Below are 20,059 nucleotides of genomic sequence, written 5' to 3' on the forward strand. Positions count from 1 at the left end.
TTTGCGGCTACGGGAACCAACAAGTAATATGGTTTCTCGGTGTGGAATCAATGATTTCCACCGATGTCTCTATTCACAACTTCTAGTTCTGTCCGTATCGGAGTTACCAACTTCATGACCGAAAATACGACCGCCACCTCGACGATTCCGCAGGTCGCAATTAACGACATTGGCACCGAGGAAGACCTCATTGCTGCCGTCGACCAGACCATCAAGTACTTCAATGATGGTGACATCGTCGAAGGAACTGTCGTCAAGGTCGACCACGACGAAGTCCTGCTCGACATTGGCTACAAGACCGAGGGCGTTATTCCGTCCAAGGAGCTTTCCATCAAGCATGACGTCGACCCCGACGATGTTGTGAAGGTTGGCGACCAAGTCGAAGCCCTCGTTCTTCAGAAAGAAGACAAGGAAGGCCGTCTTCTTCTCTCCAAGAAGCGTGCACAGTACGAGCGCGCTTGGTCCCAGATCGAGGACGTCAAGGAAGCCGATGGCGTTGTCACTGGCTCCGTCATCGAAGTAGTCAAGGGTGGCCTCATCCTCGACATCGGACTTCGTGGATTCCTGCCCGCTTCGCTCGTTGAGATGCGCCGCGTGCGCGATCTTCAGCCATACATTGGCCGCGAGATCGAAGCCAAGATCATCGAACTGGACAAGAACCGCAACAACGTTGTTCTTTCCCGTCGTGCATGGCTGGAAGAGACCCAGTCTCAGGCCCGCGGCGAGTTCCTTACCAACCTCAAGAAGGGCCAGGTTCGCGAGGGCGTCATTTCGTCCATCGTCAACTTCGGCGCATTCGTTGACTTGGGCGGCGTCGACGGCCTCGTTCACGTCTCCGAGCTCTCTTGGAAGCACATCGATCACCCGAACGAGGTTGTCGAAGTTGGTCAGAAGGTCACCGTCGAGGTTCTCGACGTTGACATGGACCGTGAGCGCGTCTCGCTTTCGCTGAAGGCTACGCAGGAAGATCCGTGGCAGACCTTCGCTCGTACGCACGCCATCGGCCAGATCGTACCGGGCAAGGTCACCAAGCTGGTTCCTTTCGGTGCGTTCGTCCGCGTCGAAGACGGCATCGAGGGCTTGGTGCACATCTCCGAACTCGCTCAGCGTCACATCGATTTGCCCGAACAGGTGGTCAAGGTTGGTGACGATGCCTTCGTGAAGGTTATCGATATCGATCTCGAGCGTCGCCGCATTTCCCTTTCGCTCAAGCAGGCCAATGAGGGTATCGATCCGGAGTCTGAGGACTTCGATCCTTCGCTCTACGGCATGGCTGCCGAATACGACGAGAACGGCAACTACAAGTACCCCGAAGGTTTCGATCCGGAGTCCAACGAATGGCTCGCCGGATTCGAAACTCAGCGTGAAGCTTGGGAGAACGAATACGCTCAGGCTCAGGCTCGTTGGGAAGCGCACAAGGCGCAGGTCGCCAAGGCAGTTTCCGAGGATGCAGAAGCCGCTGCGGCTCCGGCACCTGAGGCACAGGAGCCAGCTCCTACCTCGTATTCCTCCGGCGTTGATGCTTCTGGAACCCTCGCTTCTGACGAGGCTTTGGCTGCTCTTCGTGAGAAGCTGACCAACAACTGACATTAGTCACATGAGAAGGCCTGCAAGCTAAGCTTGCAGGCCTTCTTTGCTTAGTTAGGTGAATAGCGTCCAGCATTCGCTGTTACACCACAGCTATCTGCATGCTAAATGACGTAGTTTCCGCCTGGTGCAGATCCGGAGACGAGGTTGGCGATAGTGACACTGTCAAAGTAGTCCTCAATCAGTGAGTTGAGGCGCTGCCACATCACCAGAATTGCCCCGGAATCTTGGTTGGACCCATCGGATTCCAAGTTTGCTACGGGGGAGAGGCTTCCCTCTGTGAGCAGCAGAATCTCTCCTACGGTGTACTCCTCGGGTGCCCGCGTTAGGCGATAACCGCCACCCTTACCCCGTTGCCCTGCGAGGAGGTCGGCTCGGACAAGGATCTTGATGATGCTCTCGAGGTACTTTTCAGAGATCTCCTGGCGGTCGGCAATCGCCTTAAGCGGAATGTAGCCTTCCCTCTGATGCTCGGTGAGATCAACCATCACTCGAAGCGCGTATCGGCCCTTCGTCGAAACCAGCACGTTATCCTCCTCCGTGGGCATAAGCCCGTTACTAATCTCCGACTAGGTTACCGGATAAGTGGGGAATTGAGCGCAGGAACTATCTGACAGGTGCTCGGCAATTGGTCGAGAAGTGGCCGAGTTCAATGGGCTCGCCGTGGCATTGATGGGCTCGCTGTGAACTGTATGAAGGGCGCCACCAGCGAATGAGCGCCCGTGTGCGGTGGCGTGCACCATCTAGATACGCACCACGTCGTCACGTACGCATGAGGCGCAGGAACTGCGTGTGTGGTGGTGTGCACTTTCCACATGCGCACTACGCACGCACCTACTACGCACGCATCAGGCACGCACTACGCGCGCAACGCCTGCGTTAGGTCCGCGATGAGGTCACTGACATCTTCAAGCCCCACAGAAAGTCTCAGCAGCGTGTCGGTAATACCAAGGTGCTCGCGCACGGCGGGTGGAACGTCGGGGTGAGTCTGAAGCGCGGGGTAGGTGATAAGGCTTTCAGTGCCACCTAAGCTTTCCGCAAAGGTAATGAGCCGCACGTTATCTAGGACGCGGTGAGCCAGTTCCACGGTGGAGGTCCGGAAGGAGATCATGCTGCCTGCGCCGCGCGCTTGACGTGCATTGATGTCGTGGCCTGGGTGATCCGGGAGTCCCGCATAATAGACATTCGTAACCTCTGGGCGGGTTGTGAGCCATTGTGCGACTTGGGCAGCATTGCTCTGTTGGCGCTCCATACGAACCGCCAGCGTCTTCATTCCGCGCATGACCAGCCACGAGTCAAAGGGAGCCAGGATCGCACCAGTTGTCTTGTTGATAAGCGTGATCTTCGCGCCGAGTTCAGGTGTGGCTGAGCAGAGGAAACCGGCAATGGTGTCATTGTGCCCGGCCAGGAACTTCGAACCGGAATGAATCACGATGTCAGCGCCATGATCGATGGGATTCTGAAGATATGGGGACAAGAAGGTGTTGTCGACAATGAGCAAGAGTCCGCGATCGTGGCAGAGCGCCGCACACGCGTCAAGGTCAGCAATGTTCATCATGGGATTCGAGGGCGTCTCAATGTACAGAGCTTTTGTGGCGGGGGTCAGTGCGGCTTCGACCGCACCTAGGTCTGAGGTGTCCACTGGGGAAATGGTCAAACCATTCTTCTTGCTGATGTTGTCAAACAGCCGGATAACGCCGCCGTAGAGGTCTTCCGAACAGACGATGTGATCGCCTGGAGCAAAGAGTTCAAAACACGCGCTTACGGCCGCCATGCCGGAAGAAAAGGCCGAGGCTGCCGCGGCACCCTCGAGGGCTGCCACATGCTCTTCCACATGTTCGCGCGTGGGGTTGGATTCGCGTGTGTAATCAAAGCCAGTAGATTCACCCAGCCGGACGTGTGCGAATGTCGCCGTCTGATAAATAGGAAAGCTCACTGCCTTTGTTTGCTCAGCAAAGCTCGGATCCAACTGTCCGTGCACACATCGGGTATCCATATGATCAAACATGAGCGAGTCTCCCTCTTCCAACTACCTACCCACTATGTTTATGGTTTCTTCGCGCCATCGGTGTACGTGTTCACCATGTGGCAAGCATTTGTGATGGCGCACGTGCGCTCGCACCCGCGGCAGAGCGCCAAATAGTCGCTCAGAGGCAATACGATGGAACCATGTGTATGGAGAACATGTGGCCTACAGGACTGCTCATTGGACCTGCCCGCTCACCGCTGAACGTGGATCTGGCATGTTGACAGTTGCATTGACGGGCGGGATTGGTGCGGGAAAGTCCACAGTGTCCCGCATCCTCGGCACGCTCGGGGCTTACATTATCGATGTGGATCTGGTCGCGAAATCGGTGCTCGACCCTGGTTCACCCAGTGTCAGTGCAGTACGTGAGTTGTGGCCATCGGTTGTTCACGACGACGTCGTCGACAGATCCGCGCTGGCACAGATCGTTTTTCATGACGACGACGCCCTCGCCCAGCTTTCGGCCATCACCCACCCTCGCACGTGGGAGCTCATCGATGAGCGATTAGCGCAGGTAGAGGCGGAGGATCGGACTGCTGTGGCCGTGGTGGACTTGGCGCTGCTCGTTGGAAGTGGACGGGAGTGGGCATACCAGCTCAATCTTGTGGTGGATGCTAACCCTGAAACGCGAATCAGGCGGTTGACCTCGTACCGGAAAATGAACGAACGCGATGCCCGTGCCCGCATGGCTACCCAAGTTGAAACCACGCACCTCGAGGCCGTCTCTGATGTTTGGATAGAGAACTCTGGCTCCGCATCCGGCCTTCGTAACAAGGTAGAAGAGCTGTGGCAAGCGCGGCTCGTTCCCTTTGCGGCAAATCTAGCCGCGGGGGAACGAGCCATTGGGTCCAGCCTCAAGCCAACGCAGCTTGAAATGAATCACGCGATCGCACGGCTGCGCCACCAGAGGATCGAAGCGTCCCTGGAAGGACAAGATCTCGCCTTCACGCCGCTAGCCACGGTTCAGGCAACAGAAGAGGCCTTCCGCCGAGCAGGGTTCTTGCCCGAGGAAGGCCACTTCGTCTCAGCTGATCCGGCATTCAACCTCACTGCGCAGGCGGCCTGACAGCAGCTTGATCATTGGCGGCGGTTTCCGGGGTTCTGCTGGTCATCACCCGTTGGGAAATTCTGTTGTGGATATGGCGGATAACCCGGCTGACCTCCCTGTTGAGGGTAGTTGCCCTGCTGCGGGTGCGGTGGATATCCACTTGGCTGGGGATATGCGGGATAGCCGCCCTGCTGAGGGTACGGAGCAAATCCGCCCTGCTGGGGTGCCTGTGGATACTGAGGCTGTTGGCTGCCTTGTTGGGGATAGCCGCCCTGCTGAGGGTACGGAGCAAATCCGCCCTGCTGGGGTGCCTGTGGATACTGAGGTTGTTGGCTGCCTTGTTGGGGATAGCCGCCCTGCCGAGGGTACGGCTGGTAGCCGTCTGGCTGGCCCGGGACCTGAGGCTCGTGGGAGAGATCCTGAGCTTCACCAGTCTGCACAGCGTTTCGAGAAATAGTGGAACCCGCTAGGATGCTCTCCGGTTCTGGCTCTCGCTCGATACCCACAATGCGGTAGGCATCGGTCTCATCGAGAGTCTCGTGTTCAAGAAGTGCATCTACCAGTGCCTTGTGCTGCTCGTGATGTTCGCGCAGCAGCCGCCGAGCTTCGGCATAGCAATCAGTTAGAAGATCACGGACCTCTTCGTCTACTGCCGAGAGCAGTTGGTCGGATACTCCCTGCGAACGCGGATCGCCCTCACGGGGATAGACCTGGACAGGCCCAATGCGGTCAGACATACCCCATCGCCCAAACATCTGCCGGGCAATTGCGGTTGCGGTTTGAAGATCGGATTCCGCGCCGGTTGTGACGACTCCCAGGACTTCTTCCTCAGCAGCCATACCACCAAGGGCACCGATGATGCGCCCGCGCAAGTAAGTCTTGTCATATCCGTACTTGTCGGCTTCAGGCGTTGACAACGTGACGCCTAGGGCGCGGCCACGAGGAATGATCGAAATCTTGCGGACGGGGTCAGCTCCGGGCTGGATCATTCCAAGTAGTGCGTGGCCTGCTTCGTGCCATGCGGTGCGCTCACGTTCGGCAGGATCCATGATCACAGCACGCTGCACGCCCAACTGAATGGTTTCGAGGGCGTTGGTGAAGTCCGACATTGCAATGGTTGCCGCACCCCGACGTGCTCCAAGGAGTGATGCCTCATTTACCAGATTCGCGAGTTCGGCCCCGGTGAGCCCTGGAGTGGACTTTGCTAGTCCGCTCAATGAAACATCTGGACCCAACGGCCGTCCGCGGGAATGAACTTTCAAGATGGCCTCGCGCCCCTTCTGATCGGGTGGAGCCACGGTAATGGTGCGGTCAAACCTTCCAGCGCGGGTGAGTGCGGCGTCGAGCACCTCAGCAAGGTTTGTCGCAGCAATCACGATGATGCCCTCAGACGCGGAGAATCCATCCATCTCCGTCAGAATCTGGTTGAGTGTCTGTTCACGATCCTCATTGGATCCGATTGAGTTGACGGAAGCGCGGGAGCGGCCAATCGCATCGATTTCGTCAATGAAGATGATGGCTGGAGCAACCTTGCGGGCGGCTTCAAAGAGGCTGCGAACATCAGAGGCTCCCTTTCCGGCCAAAATGCCGCCGATCTCTGCTGCCGAAATCGAGAAGAATGGGACGTTGGCTTCGCCAGCGGTAGCGCGGGCAAGCAGAGTCTTGCCGGTACCCGGACCACCCTCAAGCAAGATGCCGCGAGGGATCTTGGCACCGAGTCTCGTGTACTTGCCGGGATTCTTCAGCATGTCGACGACTTCGCGCAGCTGGTCCTCAACCTCGTCAATACCGGCGACGTCGTCGAACGTAACGCGATTATTCGCTGGATCTACAGGTTCGTGCTTCCGGCTGCCGAACATCGAAGACGTGCTGCTCATCTGGCGCTTCATCATCCAATACCAGAAACCAAAGATGAGAATGATGGGCAAGAACGAAAGCAGAAGTGTGAGGAGCGGATTGGAGGAGGCTATGGGTGAGACAGCGGTGATCACCACGTTGTTTGACGTGAGGAGCGAGGCCATGGAATCGTCGGCCCAGGTCGGACGCTCTGTGGTGAACTGGGTGGAGGTCACGTCGTCGTATGTGAACGACTTGCGGAACTCGCCTTCAATTGAGTCCCCAGTTGGCGAAACCGTCTTGATGTTGTCTGCTTCGAGCTGGTCATAGAACACGTTGTAGGGCAACGTAACGACGGGATTGAGAGAGTTTTCCATCCACGAGAACAGCATGAAGCAAGCAGCCCAAGCGACAAGAATCGCGATGATGGTTCGAGCCCAACTGCGCTTCTTTGGCTGGTCTTGGTGGCGCCCATTGCCGTCCTGGCCCGGTACACCCTCGGCGCGCCACGACGGATTGGAGTCCTGCTTGGGCGAGTAGGGGTTGGTGGCCGACCTCGAATCGTTGGCGGCCGACCTAGAATCGGTTTCTGGCATGGTGCTCCTTTTGGTTACCTATAATCATCGGAGCGCTTTCTGAACGTTGTCTATGAATGCCGCACATTTGCGCGGCAGGCGAACAGCTGTTCGGGTAGCAATTTGGCGCCAAAATGGGCGGAAAGCTCTCATCTGGTGGTGCGGCCCTGGTTGCCTAGCCTACTTTTGTGTCGGGGTGGAAGGGTAGCGTAGACGCATGCGCCCAGTCACTGCCGTTTCCCGTCTCGATGCCCCTTTTGAGGTCATCTCAGAGTACACGCCTGCCGGCGATCAGCCGCAGGCGATCAAAGAGTTGACTGAACGTATCAACGCGGGCGAAAAAGACATCGTGCTGCTAGGTGCCACAGGCACTGGCAAGTCTGCAACCACCGCTTGGCTTATCGAACAAATTCAGCGGCCAACGCTCATCATCGAGCCGAACAAGACTCTTGCCGCTCAGATGGCGGCAGAATTCCGCCAGCTCATGCCAAACAATGCTGTCGAATACTTCGTTTCCTATTACGACTACTACCAACCTGAAGCGTACGTGCCTCAAACAGACACATTCATTGAGAAGGACTCATCCATCAATGATGAGGTGGAACGCTTGCGGCACTCGGCAACCAATTCCCTGATCACCCGCCGTGACACCGTGGTAGTGGCGTCCGTCTCCTGTATTTACGGACTTGGCACTCCACAGGAGTACGTGGATCGGATGGTGCAGCTACAGGTTGGGATGAATCTGGACAGGGATGAGCTCCTACGAACCTTCGTAGGTATGCAATACACGCGCAATGACATCGCTTTCACTCGAGGTACCTTCCGCGTGCGTGGCGATACGGTAGAGATCATTCCTGTGTATGAGGAACTCGCTATTCGAGTTGAATTCTTTGGTGATGAAGTCGATTCGCTCAGTTTGCTTCATCCATTGACAGGCACAGTAGTGCGAGCTGTCCACACTGCTCATGTGTTCCCTGCTTCCCACTATGTTGCGGGGCCCGAACGAATGGAGCGGGCCATCAGCTCCATTGAGGCGGAACTGCAGGGGCGGCTAACTGATCTTCGTCAGCAGAACAAACTACTTGAAGCGCAGCGCCTCGAGATGCGTACCACCTATGACCTTGAGATGATGCGTAACATCGGCACGTGCTCGGGGATTGAAAACTACTCGCGGCACATCGATGGCCGCGGCCCGGGTACTGCGCCGAACACTCTTCTTGACTACTTCCCCGAGGATTTCGTGCTGATTCTTGACGAATCCCACGTGACGGTTCCCCAGGTTGGAGCAATGTTTGAAGGAGACATGTCGCGCAAACGCACTCTGGTGGAGTATGGATTCCGGTTACCCTCAGCCATGGATAACCGTCCGCTCAAGTTCGCTGAGTTCCTTGATCGCATCGGCCAAACCGTTTACCTATCTGCTACGCCAGGTAAGTATGAGCTGGAACAGTCAGACGGTGTGGTCGAACAGATCATTCGCCCAACCGGGCTTGTGGATCCTGAGATCCTCGTTAAACCCACTGAAGGCCAGATCGATGATCTGCTAGAACAGGTTCGTGAACGTGCTGAAAGGGATGAACGCGTCCTCGTGACCACCCTGACCAAGAAGATGGCGGAGGATCTGACCGATTATCTTGCCGATCGTGGCGTCAAGGTTGAATACCTACATTCCGATGTGGATACCCTGCGCCGAGTCGAATTGTTGCGGGAATTGCGTTTAGGCAAGTTCGATGTGCTTGTTGGCATCAACCTGCTGCGTGAGGGCCTCGACCTTCCGGAAGTGTCACTCGTTGCAATTCTCGATGCTGACAAACAGGGATTCCTCCGATCCACCACATCCTTGATCCAGACGATCGGTCGAGCCGCCAGGAACGTCTCCGGACAAGTCCACATGTATGCGGACTCCATCACTCCCAACATGAAAGAAGCGATCGAGGAGACCAACCGCCGGCGGGCCAAGCAGATTGCGTACAACGAAGAGCGGGGCATTGACCCTCAACCTCTGCGAAAGAAGATCGCTGACGTCACGGACATGTTGGCGCGGGAGGATGTTGATACTCAGCAACTCCTTGAAGGTGGTTACCGTCAAGAACCACCGCATGCTAAGGGCAAGGCACCCGCTGCCGAAGCCGCGCGTGCCGAAGGCGCACGTAATCTGGTCCAGCTCATTGATGACCTCACGGCCCAGATGCATGTTGCCGCCGAACAGCTTCAGTTTGAACTCGCCGCGCGGTATCGCGATGAGATCAAGGATCTCAAGAGCGAGCTTTGGCACTCCCAACAGGCCCAGAAGTGATTGCCACGCAAAACCTCTGATAACAACCAGACGAATATCACGGCCAGGGAATGGACGTGAATGGAGAGGACTACCGTAGGATAAGTGAGCGGAGGGGAGTATTCCCACACAACATCGGTTCGTCATCACGGCGTTTACGTCCGGGCCGAGGCCAGTAATGGCGGGAAGAGACCTCCGGTAGTTACGTTTACCGGAAGATTTTCTTATGCTCCAATTGCTCTCCTCGAGCGTCCTGTCCGCACCAGCTGCACCTGACTCGCCTGACATGCATGTCTACGGCTGGGAATGGGCTGCATTGGCTGTGATCGTGGTTGGACTCATCACAGTGGACCTCGTGGGTCACGTTCGCAAGCCGCATGAACCCACAATGAAAGAAGCTACAAAGTGGCTTCTGTTCTACATTGCGCTAGCAATCATGTTTGGCGTGTACACCGTATTCCGGCACTCGCCAGAGTTTGGGCTGGAGTTCTTCTCCACGTACTTCACTGAGTACTCGTTGTCCATTGACAACATCTTCATATTCATCATCATCATTGCGTCATTCAGGATCCCTCGCGCGTATCAGCAGAAGGTTCTGCTTTACGGAATCATCATCGCGTTGGTGCTTCGTTTGGTGTTCATCCTTCTCGGTGCTGCTTTACTCGAGAAGTTCTCATGGCTCTTCTTCCTCTTCGCGGCCTTCTTGTTGTGGACGGCTTACTCGCAGATTAAGGAAGGAACTTCCTCAGAGAAGACGGGCGACCCAGACGAATACGAACCAAATGCAGTCACTCGGTTCACACAGAGGGTCTTCCGCGTTACGGATGGTTTTGTGGGTGACAAGCTGCTGCTTCGCCGCGAGTCAAAGACGTACATTACGCCGTTCTTGCTGTGCATCATCTCGATTGGCTCTGCGGACCTGATGTTCGCGCTTGATTCGATCCCGGCATCATTTGGCCTGACGAGTCAGCCGTTCATTATCTTCGCCGCGAACGCATTCGCGCTCATGGGCTTGCGCCAGCTTTTCTTCCTCGTAGATGGCCTGCTAGACAAGCTCATCTACCTGCATTTCGGGCTTGCTGCGATCTTGGGCTTCATCGGTATCAAACTGCTGCTTGAAGCCTTCCACGGGCAAGATCTGTTGCACCAGATTCCAGGCATTCCTCCGCTTGTTTCTTTGGCAGTGATCGTGGTGATTATGGTCGCTACGGTGATTCTTTCACTGATCGGCGCAAAGCGTGCTGCCGCCAAAGAGCCTCGCGAGACCAAGTAGGTCGCTTCTCGATCGGTCTAGTTCACGTCATCGTTGGTGAGGGCAAGGCGTTGCGCTAGGGCAGCGCACACCACGATCTGCAGCTGGTGGAAGATCACCACTGGCACGATGATCGATCCAACCACGGCTGAAGGGAACAGTGCCTTTGCCATAGGTAGGCCCGAGGCGAGTGACTTCTTGGACCCACACATCAGCAGCACGATGTTGTCGCGTCGGTTCAAACCGGCCCGTTTGCCAACCCACCATGTCAGGCTGAGCATGATTCCCAGCATGAGGGCGCTCAAAGCAAGTAGCAGCAAGATCGTCCAGACTGTCACACCTCTCCACGCGCCAGCGGCAGTTGCCTCGAGCACTGCGGAGAACACGATGAGAAGGATTGATGTGTTGTCGACTCTCTTCACCAACGTGCTGTGAGCGCGCCACCAGGAGCCGACCCACGGCTGAACGAGCTGCCCAATGATGAACGGGAGTAGCAGTTTTTGGACAACCGCGAGCAAACTGTCTGTGCTAGCGCCGTCCACATTGAGGAGCATCAGTACAAGTGCTGGTGTCAGGAACATTCCGAGGATATTCGAGATGGTTGCTGAGCATACTGCCGCGGCAACGTTACCGCGGGCGATCGACACAAAAGTGACTGACGATTGAATGGTCGAAGGCAATAAGGACAAGTAAAGGAAACCTGTGGCGAAGCCACTGCCCAACCACGGCGTAAGCGCACGCCCAAATGCAAACCCCACGATTGGAAACGCCACATACGTGGCAAAGAGTACGAGGCCCTGTAGCTTAACGTTCTTCAGACCTTCCACCACATCGTGAGTGTGCAACCTCATGCCATACACGAGGAACACGGCAGCAACGCAAACATCAGCGATAGTTGAGAAGACGCGTTGGGATTCCGCGTTAAGAGGAAGCGTTAGGCCGAGGACCAGTGGGAGGAGGATCCCCAGAACGAACGGATCCGGCCTCCACCTCATTTCCAGGGGCCGATGACCGGGTTCCACGTGCGAGCTAGACGGCTTTCGATAACTCCGGCACCGAGCAGAGGATCATTGCCCAGCACGGTCAAGGCTGCTTCCGGATCTTCGGCGACGACGACGATAAGCGCCCCGTTGGAGCCTAAGGGGCCGGACGCAAGCAAGATCCCCGCTTCATGAAGCTCCTTGAGGTGCGCGCGATGTGCTGGACGATGCGCTGCAAGAGCATCAAGCTTCGTGGCGTCGTATTCATACTGAACTGCAATAATGGCCATGCGAAAAGCATAGCGATGTCACATTCGAAATTCTGTTCTGTCCGGGTATGATGTCCCACGTGAGTGACCACATCCATATTCAAGGCGCCCGGGAACACAATCTTCAGAATGTTTCCATCGACATCCCGCGTGACGAACTGATCGTCTTTACCGGTCTATCCGGATCAGGCAAATCCTCCCTAGCATTTGACACGATTTTCGCCGAAGGTCAACGCCGGTACGTGGAGTCACTCAGCTCATATGCGCGGCAGTTCCTCGGTCAGATGGACAAGCCTGATGTGGACTTCATCGAAGGCCTTTCGCCGGCCGTTTCAATCGATCAGAAGTCCACTAACCGCAACCCTCGGTCGACTGTGGGAACAGTGACCGAGGTCTATGACTATTTGCGATTGCTGTTCGCGAGGGCTGGCGTTCAGTACTGCCCGGTGTGTGGCGAAGCCATTCAGGCCCAGAGTGCAGAGCAGATTGTGGATAGAGTCGAGAAGCTCGAAGAAGGAACTCGGTTCCAGATTCTGGCTCCGGTTCTTCGTGGCCGCAAGGGCGAGTATCAAGACGTGTTTGTCGAACTCGCGGCGCAAGGGTTCACACGAGCTAGGGTCGACGGCGAGGTCGTGCGTCTCGATGATCCTCCTAAACTTGAAAAGAAGCTGCGCCACAACATCGACGTCGTCGTTGATCGTCTTGTGGCAAAGGACGGGATTCGTACGCGTTTGACCGACTCTATTGAGACGGCGCTACGTTTGGCGGACGGAATTGTTGTTCTCGAGTTCGTGGATCTGGATGATGATGATCCCGGGCGTCAGAGGCGCTATTCGGAGAAGCGGTCTTGCCCCAATGATCATCCTCTTGCGCTTGAAGAAATCGAACCCAGAACGTTCTCATTCAATGCTCCATATGGTGCTTGCCCGGACTGTGATGGGCTGGGTTCCAAGCTCGAAGTGGACGCGGAGCTTGTGGTCCCAGATGAGACGCTCACTCTTCGTGAAGGCGCGATTGCTCCGTGGACCAGTCATCAAGACTTCTTCACCCGGCAACTTGAGGCGCTTGGCGAAGAACTCGGCTTCGATGTTGATACGCCGTGGAAGAAGCTCCCAAAGAAGTTCCGCGATGCCATCTTGCGGGGTCGGGACTACAAGGTGAAGGTGACATATCGGAACAGGTGGGGTAGAGAACGCATTTACGCCACTGGGTTTGAGGGAGCTCTCTCATATGTCATGCGCAAGCACGATGAAACCGAATCGGATTGGTCCAAAGAACGCTACGAAGGCTACATGCGTAATGTGCCGTGTAGCACCTGCGGGGGAGCCCGGCTGCGGCCGGAAGTGCTTGCTGTGCGCATTGATGGCCTTAACATCAATGATCTGTGCCAGCTCTCCATTTCGGATGCAAAGAGCTTTCTTGACAGCGTCACGCTGAACGCACGTCAAGCAGCAATCGCCGCGCAAGTCCTCAAAGAGATCCGCCTTCGGCTCGGTTTCCTCGTTGATGTGGGCCTCAACTACTTATCGCTGGCTCGTGGCGCAGCATCACTCTCGGGAGGCGAAGCACAACGCATCCGCCTCGCAACTCAGATAGGTTCAGGGCTCGTCGGCGTTCTGTACGTACTTGATGAACCTTCTATTGGTTTGCATCAGCGCGACAACGAACGCCTCATCGCCACTCTTACAAAGCTACGCGACCTCGGAAACACACTCATTGTGGTCGAACATGATGAGGATACGATCCGAACTGCGGATTGGGTGGTGGATATTGGCCCGGGCGCCGGTGAACTGGGAGGCGAGGTCGTGTACTCCGGACCTGTGGCTGGTCTTGAAAAGGCCGAGCGTTCGATCACGGGCCAGTACCTTTCTGGAAAGCGAAAGATCATGGTGCCTGCCGAGCGCCGTCCGATCGATCGCAACCTGCAGATCAAGGTTGCGGGTGCCCGCGAAAACAACCTGCAGAACGTCACTGTGAAGTTCCCACGGGCATGCTTTGTGGCCGTTTCAGGTGTCTCCGGTTCTGGCAAATCCACGTTGGTTAACCAGATTCTGTATCAGTCTCTGGCAAACCAGCTCAATCGCGCGCACACGGTTCCCGGACGCCACAAATCTGTTACCGGGATCGAAGAACTCGACAAAGTCGTTCATGTGGACCAGTCGCCTATCGGGAGAACTCCGCGATCGAATCCCGCCACATACACGGGTGTGTGGGACAAGATCCGTTCCCTTTTTGCTCAAACGCAGGAAGCAAAAGTCCGTGGTTACGGTCCCGGGCGATTCTCGTTCAACGTCAAGGGTGGGCGGTGCGAGTCTTGTAAGGGCGATGGCACGATCAAGATCGAGATGAACTTCTTGCCAGATGTGTACGTTCCGTGCGAGGTTTGCCATGGGGCGCGGTACAACCGTGAGACCCTCGAGGTGAAGTATCGCGGGAAGTCTGTCTCTGACGTCCTTCATATGAATATCCATGAAGCACGCGAGTTCTTCGAACCGATTCAGTCCATCACTCGTTTCCTCGCAACTCTTGAATCTGTTGGGCTTGGATATGTGCAACTTGGGCAGGCCGCAACCACGCTTTCGGGTGGCGAGGCCCAACGTGTCAAGTTGGCTTCCGAACTGCACCGGCGCTCATCGGGTAGAACCGTTTACATTCTGGATGAGCCCACCACCGGACTGCACTTTGAGGACATCCGTAAGCTGCTTGAGGTTCTCCAGTCTTTGGTAGATAAAGGCAACACGGTGATCGTCATCGAGCACAACCTTGACGTTATTAAGTGCGCAGACTGGATTATCGACATGGGCCCCGAGGGTGGCGCCGGAGGAGGAACAGTTGTGGCTGAGGGCACTCCTGAACATGTTGCGCAGGTGAACGAATCGTACACGGGGCAGTTCCTTGCCCCGCTTCTGGCGAGGTAACAATGGCAGATCCTGCGAGCTACCGGCCACCAGCGGGCACCATTCCGGCGCAGCCGGGAGTGTACCGGTTTCGTGACGAGGAAGGCCGAGTTCTCTACGTAGGCAAGGCCAAGAGCCTTCGTTCGAGACTGGCGAACTACTTCCAGGATGAGATGGGGCTTTCGAGTCGCATTCGCCAGATGGTTCACACCGCAAGCCGTGTGGAGTGGGTGGTTGTTGGTTCAGAGATTGAAGCCTTAACCCTTGAGTACTCATGGATCAAAGAGTTTGAGCCGCGCTTCAATGTGGTGTTTCGCGATAACAAGTCCTATCCGTATTTGGCGGTCTCATTGAATGAGGAGTTCCCGCGGGTGTGGATTACGCGTCAGAAGCACCGCAGCGGTGTGCGCTATTTCGGGCCATATACAAAGGTCTGGGCTATCCGTGAGACTCTCGATGATGTACTGACAGCCTTCCCTATGCGTTCATGTACAAAGGGTCAGTTCAACCAAGCCGAGCGTGCCGGGCGGCCGTGCCTGCTGGGGTATATCGGCAAATGCGTGGCGCCATGCGTTGGGCGTGTGAACAAAGAGCAACATGACGCGGTGGTGGCTGGACTTGTCGACTTCATGGATGGGGATACCACCAAAGCGATCGCATTGCGTAAACGCGAGATGCTTGAGGCAGCCCAGGCAGAGGAGTTCGAACGCGCAGCGCGTTTGCGTGATCAGGTTGCGGCACTTGAGATGGCATCTCAGCGCAATGTGGTGGTGTTCGAAGAGAATCTTGACGCAGATATCTTCGGCTTGGAGGCCGATGAACTTGAAGTCTCTGTGCAGGTGTTCTACGTGCGCGGCGGCCGGATTCGTGGCCAGCGTGGGTGGGTGAGTGAGGAGATCGGTGGGCTCACTACCAAGGACCTTGTTGAGGAACTCCTAGTTCAGGTGTACGGCGATTCTCAGTACGATTCGTCGCCAGTTATGCGCGCCAACTCCACCAGTGTGGATGACCGAAAGCACACCCCCGTGGGGTCCATACCCGGTGAAATCTGGGTTCCTGAGAAGCCTGATGACGTGGAACAGATCGAAGAGTGGCTAACAGAGCGCCGGGGAGGGCGCCCAGTCAAACTCAAGGCACCTCAACGCGGTGACAAAGCCAAACTGGCCGCAACGGTTCACGACAACGCTTCGCAGGCACTTGCTCGGCACAAGTTGGCTCGAGCCTCCGATATCACTGTTCGGTCCCAGGCGCTCGATGAGCTTCGTGAAGGGCTCGATCTGGATCGTTCTCCTTTGCGTATCGAGTGCTACGACATCTCGCATACGCAAGGGCAACAGCAGGTCGGATCCATGGTTGTGTTTGAAGACGGGCTGGCTAAGAAGGCTGATTATCGCCACTTCATCGTGCGTGGTCCTGACGGCAACGGAGTGCCAGATGATACGGCCGCCATGGATGAAGTGTTGCGCCGCAGGCTTTCACGCCTTATGTCTGGTGCCGCCGGTGATGACGCCGGCGGCGCGGAAGATGAGCCGACCGATGAAGCATTGGAGGGCTCGGGAGAGGTAGCAGGACGCCCGCGGCGGTTTGCCTACCGTCCTGACCTGCTTGTGGTAGACGGCGGCCTTCCACAAGTCAACGCTGCGCAGAAGGTGGTAAACGAACTCGGTGCGGATATCCAGATAGTTGGGCTCGCCAAGCGTTTGGAGGAAGTTTGGATTCCGGGGGAGGAGTTTCCCGTGATTTTTCCGCGCACCTCACCGGCCCTCCGGCTCCTGCAACAGCTGCGCGATGAATCGCACCGTTTTGCAATCACATTCCACCGAAAGAAGCGTGGGCAGGCAATGACTCGGTCCGCCCTAGATGGCGTTCCCGGGCTCGGACCGGCCAAGCAAAAGACGCTGCTTAAGCATTTTGGGTCTGTGGCGCGCATTCGTGCCGCCAATGAAGAAGAGCTGACTGCGGCACCTGGTATCGGCCCTGCACTTGCTCGCGCTATCGTCGTCGGTCTCTCCGAAGGCAAACCAACGGATGTGGCATGATGGCAAGTATGAGTGACAGCAACGAACTGAGCGCCACGGGTTCATTTCCTGCGGTGATTCCAACGATGGATGAACAAGCAGTCCTTCCCCATGCCGATCCGCCAGAGATCCTCATCATCACCGGCATGTCTGGTGCGGGCAGGTCCCGCGCTGCTGCAACCTTGGAAGATCTCAACTGGTATGTGGTGGACAACTTGCCGGCGGGGCTTCTGCGCCCACTCACCGGTATGGTTTCGGCTGAAGGTGGTGTATCGCGACTTGCGGTGGTTGTTGATGTGCGTTCCAAAGACTTCAGCGATCTCATCTCAACTCTCGATTCGCTTCGCGAGAGCGGCGCGATTCTCTACCGCGTCTTGTTCCTAGAATGTAACGACGACGAGTTGGTAAAGCGGTATGAGTCTGTTCGCCGCCCTCACCCGTTGCAAGGCGACGGCCGGTTGCTCGATGGGATTAACGCAGAGCGCGAGCTGCTCCGCGCTGTCAAAGAACGCGCGGACGTCATAATCGATACCTCCAACTATTCCGTCCATGATTTGGCCCGTGAAATACACACGCAGATTGCTGGCGAAGCCCAGACTGATGTGCGCGTAACCGTTATGTCCTTTGGGTTCAAGTACGGCCTGCCAATGGATGCGGACAACGTGGTTGACGTGCGTTTCTTACCCAACCCTTACTGGGTCACTGAACTGCGGCATCTGACAGGCCACGATCAAGCCGTTGCTGCGTACGTGCTCTCTCAACCGGGCGCAGAGGACTTCGTGCACAACTATTCCAATCTCATCGGCGGAATCCTTGAGGGATACGCACATGAGTTGAAGCCATTTGTCACGATTGCCGTTGGGTGCACTGGCGGAAAGCATCGTTCGGTGGCAATAGCAGAGGCAATCTCGGCTTCGCTGCGGGCACGTGGGCTGGCAGTACGCACACTTCACCGCGACTTGGGGCGCGAGTAGGTTGAACACACCTGAGTTCAATCCGCACGTGGTTGCACTTGGCGGTGGGCACGGTTTGTATGCCACGTTGTCTGCCCTCAAGCTAGTGACAGAGAACATCACGGCAGTTGTCACAGTTGCCGACGACGGCGGTTCCTCCGGCCGTCTGCGCACCGAGTTCGGTGTACTTCCGCCAGGCGATTTGCGCATGGCGCTTTCGGCTCTCTGTGAGAACAGCGAATGGGGGAGAACGTGGCGTGATGTGTTGCAGCATCGCTTTACGTCCGATGGTCCACTGGACGGGCACGCACTAGGGAACCTTCTTATCGTGGCGCTGTGGGAGAAGCTGGATGGATCAGTTCCCGCGCTGGACTGGGTGGGGCAACTGTTGCGCATCCGTGGACGGGTGCTGCCGATGTCCCCGGTGCCTTTGGACATCGAAGCCCAAGTTCGCATTGACGGTCATCCGCGGACCGTTCGTGGACAGGTAGACGTTGCTTTGACGAAGGGACATGTGGATCACGTGAGCCTCATCCCTGCGGATCCTCCAGCAGGTCCGGAGGTGCTCGGCGCGATCGGAGCTGCCGATTGGGCCATTATGGGTCCCGGTTCTTGGTATACATCTGTGATTCCACACCTGATGGTTCCTGATCTCCATCGTGGGCTGTGCGAGACCAACGCGCGCCGCATGCTTGTGCTCAATCTAAAAGCTGAAAAGGAGACGTTGGGATTGAGTTCTGCTGACCATATTCGATCCTTCCGAGCTCACGCTCCTGACTTGCACCTCGACGTGATTCTGGCAGATCCTTCCTCCATTGACGATGTGAGCGAAGCAGAGCTTGCAGCAGCCGAATGCGGAGCCACACTCATGTTGAGGCACGTTAGAATGAATGACGGTTCGCCCCGCCACGATCACCTTCTTCTGGCCGCCGCGTTCCGCGACGCTTTTGAGTGCGTGGGATAGACTCACGGACTACGGCCCTAAGGGGCCCCAATGTCACAGCTCCGATATGTGAGGAAGAGGCCTTAATTCATGCCTGCTCTGACCCAGTCAGTCAAAGATGAGCTAACCACGGTCCACACCCGGATGCTACCCAGCGTTATTGCTGAGGTCTCAACCATGTTTAGGTTTGCAGGTGGCCTCCAGATCAACTCCGGCAAAGTGGCGATTCAGGCCGAACTCGGCCATGCGGGTAGCGCACGCCATTTGTGGGAGCTTGTTCGCCAAGTCTTCAATGTGGAGTCAGAACTCATGGCTGTGAGCTCCGCAATGCGTCAGGGCAATCACTACATCGTCCGCATCTCACGCGATGGCGAGCGGATTGCACGGCGGCTTGGCCTGCTAGATAGTCACGGACGCCCGGTGCGAGGATTGCCGCCTTCGATTGTGGGAGGCTCGCGTGCGGATGCTGCCGCGGCTTGGCGCGGCGCGTTCTTAGCCCGCGGTTCATTAATGGAACCCGGCCGTAACGCGGCCTTGGAAGTAGTTTGCCCAGGGCTTGAATCGGCCTACGCACTTGGTGGGTTAGCGCGGCGCATGGAGATTCCATATCGGTCACGTGAATCGCGGGGCGCTCATCGTGTGGACATCCGCGAAGGTGATGCAATCAGCGAGATGCTGACGCGCATGGGTGCCAATGATGCCGTGCTGCGCTGGGAAGAACTCAGGGTTGAACGCGAGGTTCATGGGTCGGCCAACAGGCTCGCAAACTTCGACGACGCCAATATGCGCCGTTCCGCAGATGCCGCTGTAGTTGCGGTGATTCGAGTCAAGCGTGCGTTCGAGATTCTGGGTGATGACGCCCCAGAGAACTTGCGTCAAGCTGGTGAGTTCAGAATGAAGTACCCGGAGGATTCGTTGAACCTCTTGGGAGAACGAATGACGCCTCCTGCCACAAAGGACGCAGTGGCCGGCCGGTTGCGCCGTCTCAACACGATGGCTGACAAGCGTGCGGCGGAACTAGGAATCATGTCCACCACAGATTACGTGGAGTCTGCCGAAAAGCACCACCAATAGCTAGCCATCCGCCACGTACCACCAGCTGGGCCAGAGGCGGCGACGTCGAACGCTTTGCCTGAGCGAAGAGAGTGCCGTGATGAGGTCGGTGCGGGTGCGGAGGAAGCCTCAAAGATATGTGTACGCCCCAACTGGCTCACGATTTGGACACGGTGAAGCGACTCCAGTAGCTCATGCGAGGGTATCGCCAACGCTGTGAACACAGGTGAGGTGAACTCTTTGGCGAATATGGACCCCGTCGAAACCAGAGAATTCCCTGCTATTTCAAGGAGCTCTATCGCTGACAGCGAATCGAGACTGGGACTTTTCGCACGCTGGCGCCCTTT

General features: G+C 56.7%; 14 protein-coding genes. 9 read left to right on the forward strand and 5 right to left on the reverse strand.

Annotated elements, in window-relative coordinates; all coding sequences use genetic code 11:
• Positions 1 to 114: 114 nt before the first annotated feature.
• Positions 115 to 1,587, forward strand: a complete 1,473-nt coding sequence (rpsA, locus tag H2O17_RS06040; RefSeq protein WP_182048869.1) for a 30S ribosomal protein S1 — start codon at positions 115 to 117, stop codon at positions 1,585 to 1,587.
• Positions 1,588 to 1,691: 104 nt separating this feature from the next.
• Here the strand turns inward: rpsA and H2O17_RS06045 are convergent, their stop codons facing one another.
• Positions 1,692 to 2,114, reverse strand: coding sequence for an RrF2 family transcriptional regulator (locus H2O17_RS06045; RefSeq protein ID WP_182048870.1), 423 nt, complete (start codon positions 2,112 to 2,114; stop codon positions 1,692 to 1,694).
• A gap of 332 nt (positions 2,115 to 2,446) precedes the next feature.
• Entirely contained in the window at positions 2,447 to 3,595 is a 1,149-nt protein-coding gene (locus H2O17_RS06050; RefSeq protein ID WP_182048871.1) for a trans-sulfuration enzyme family protein, read from the reverse strand.
• A 235-nt stretch (positions 3,596 to 3,830) separates the two neighbouring features.
• Between H2O17_RS06050 and coaE the strand changes: the two genes are divergently transcribed.
• Positions 3,831 to 4,679 (forward strand): dephospho-CoA kinase, encoded by an 849-nt coding sequence (gene coaE, locus H2O17_RS06055; RefSeq protein WP_182048872.1) that lies wholly within the window; start codon positions 3,831 to 3,833, stop codon positions 4,677 to 4,679.
• A gap of 11 nt (positions 4,680 to 4,690) precedes the next feature.
• On the opposite strand, the gene ftsH is transcribed toward coaE, so the two are convergent.
• Positions 4,691 to 7,093: an ATP-dependent zinc metalloprotease FtsH gene (ftsH, locus tag H2O17_RS06060; protein ID WP_182048873.1), complete on the reverse strand. Its 2,403-nt coding sequence runs from the start codon at positions 7,091 to 7,093 to the stop codon at positions 4,691 to 4,693.
• A gap of 196 nt (positions 7,094 to 7,289) precedes the next feature.
• On the opposite strand from ftsH, the gene uvrB reads away from it, so the two are divergent.
• Both uvrB and H2O17_RS06070 read left to right on the forward strand, forming a co-directional pair.
• Entirely contained in the window at positions 7,290 to 9,368 is a 2,079-nt protein-coding gene (uvrB, locus tag H2O17_RS06065; RefSeq protein WP_182048874.1) for an excinuclease ABC subunit UvrB, read from the forward strand.
• Between the two features lie 205 nt (positions 9,369 to 9,573).
• Positions 9,574 to 10,620 (forward strand): TerC/Alx family metal homeostasis membrane protein, encoded by a 1,047-nt coding sequence (locus tag H2O17_RS06070; protein WP_316932640.1) that lies wholly within the window; start codon positions 9,574 to 9,576, stop codon positions 10,618 to 10,620.
• 17 nt (positions 10,621 to 10,637) lie between these two features.
• Here the strand turns inward: H2O17_RS06070 and H2O17_RS06075 are convergent, their stop codons facing one another.
• Both H2O17_RS06075 and H2O17_RS06080 read right to left on the reverse strand, forming a co-directional pair.
• Positions 10,638 to 11,594 (reverse strand): bile acid:sodium symporter family protein, encoded by a 957-nt coding sequence (locus H2O17_RS06075; protein WP_182048875.1) that lies wholly within the window; start codon positions 11,592 to 11,594, stop codon positions 10,638 to 10,640.
• Positions 11,591 to 11,869: a YciI family protein gene (locus H2O17_RS06080; protein ID WP_182048876.1), complete on the reverse strand. Its 279-nt coding sequence runs from the start codon at positions 11,867 to 11,869 to the stop codon at positions 11,591 to 11,593. The genes H2O17_RS06075 and H2O17_RS06080 overlap by 4 nt, the downstream gene beginning before the upstream one ends.
• A gap of 50 nt (positions 11,870 to 11,919) precedes the next feature.
• Between H2O17_RS06080 and uvrA the strand changes: the two genes are divergently transcribed.
• The 5 genes from uvrA (at position 11,920) to whiA (ending at position 19,733) form a co-directional block, all read left to right on the forward strand.
• A complete protein-coding gene (gene uvrA, locus H2O17_RS06085) occupies positions 11,920 to 14,766 on the forward strand; it encodes an excinuclease ABC subunit UvrA (protein WP_223149239.1) in 2,847 nt (948 codons plus the stop codon).
• Between the two features lie 2 nt (positions 14,767 to 14,768).
• Positions 14,769 to 16,784, forward strand: a complete 2,016-nt coding sequence (gene uvrC, locus H2O17_RS06090; protein WP_182048878.1) for an excinuclease ABC subunit UvrC — start codon at positions 14,769 to 14,771, stop codon at positions 16,782 to 16,784.
• An 8-nt stretch (positions 16,785 to 16,792) separates the two neighbouring features.
• A complete protein-coding gene (rapZ, locus tag H2O17_RS06095) occupies positions 16,793 to 17,737 on the forward strand; it encodes an RNase adapter RapZ (protein WP_182048879.1) in 945 nt (314 codons plus the stop codon).
• Positions 17,738 to 17,765: 28 nt separating this feature from the next.
• Positions 17,766 to 18,680 carry a gluconeogenesis factor YvcK family protein gene (locus H2O17_RS06100; RefSeq protein ID WP_246311170.1) on the forward strand — a complete coding sequence of 305 codons (915 nt, stop codon included), beginning with the start codon at positions 17,766 to 17,768 and terminating at the stop codon, positions 18,678 to 18,680.
• A gap of 69 nt (positions 18,681 to 18,749) precedes the next feature.
• Positions 18,750 to 19,733: a DNA-binding protein WhiA gene (gene whiA, locus H2O17_RS06105; RefSeq protein WP_182048881.1), complete on the forward strand. Its 984-nt coding sequence runs from the start codon at positions 18,750 to 18,752 to the stop codon at positions 19,731 to 19,733.
• Positions 19,734 to 20,059: the final 326 nt, after the last annotated feature.

The organism is Changpingibacter yushuensis (genome assembly GCF_014041995.1).
In the GTDB taxonomy this organism is placed as follows: Bacteria; Actinomycetota; Actinomycetes; order Actinomycetales; family Actinomycetaceae; genus Changpingibacter; species Changpingibacter yushuensis.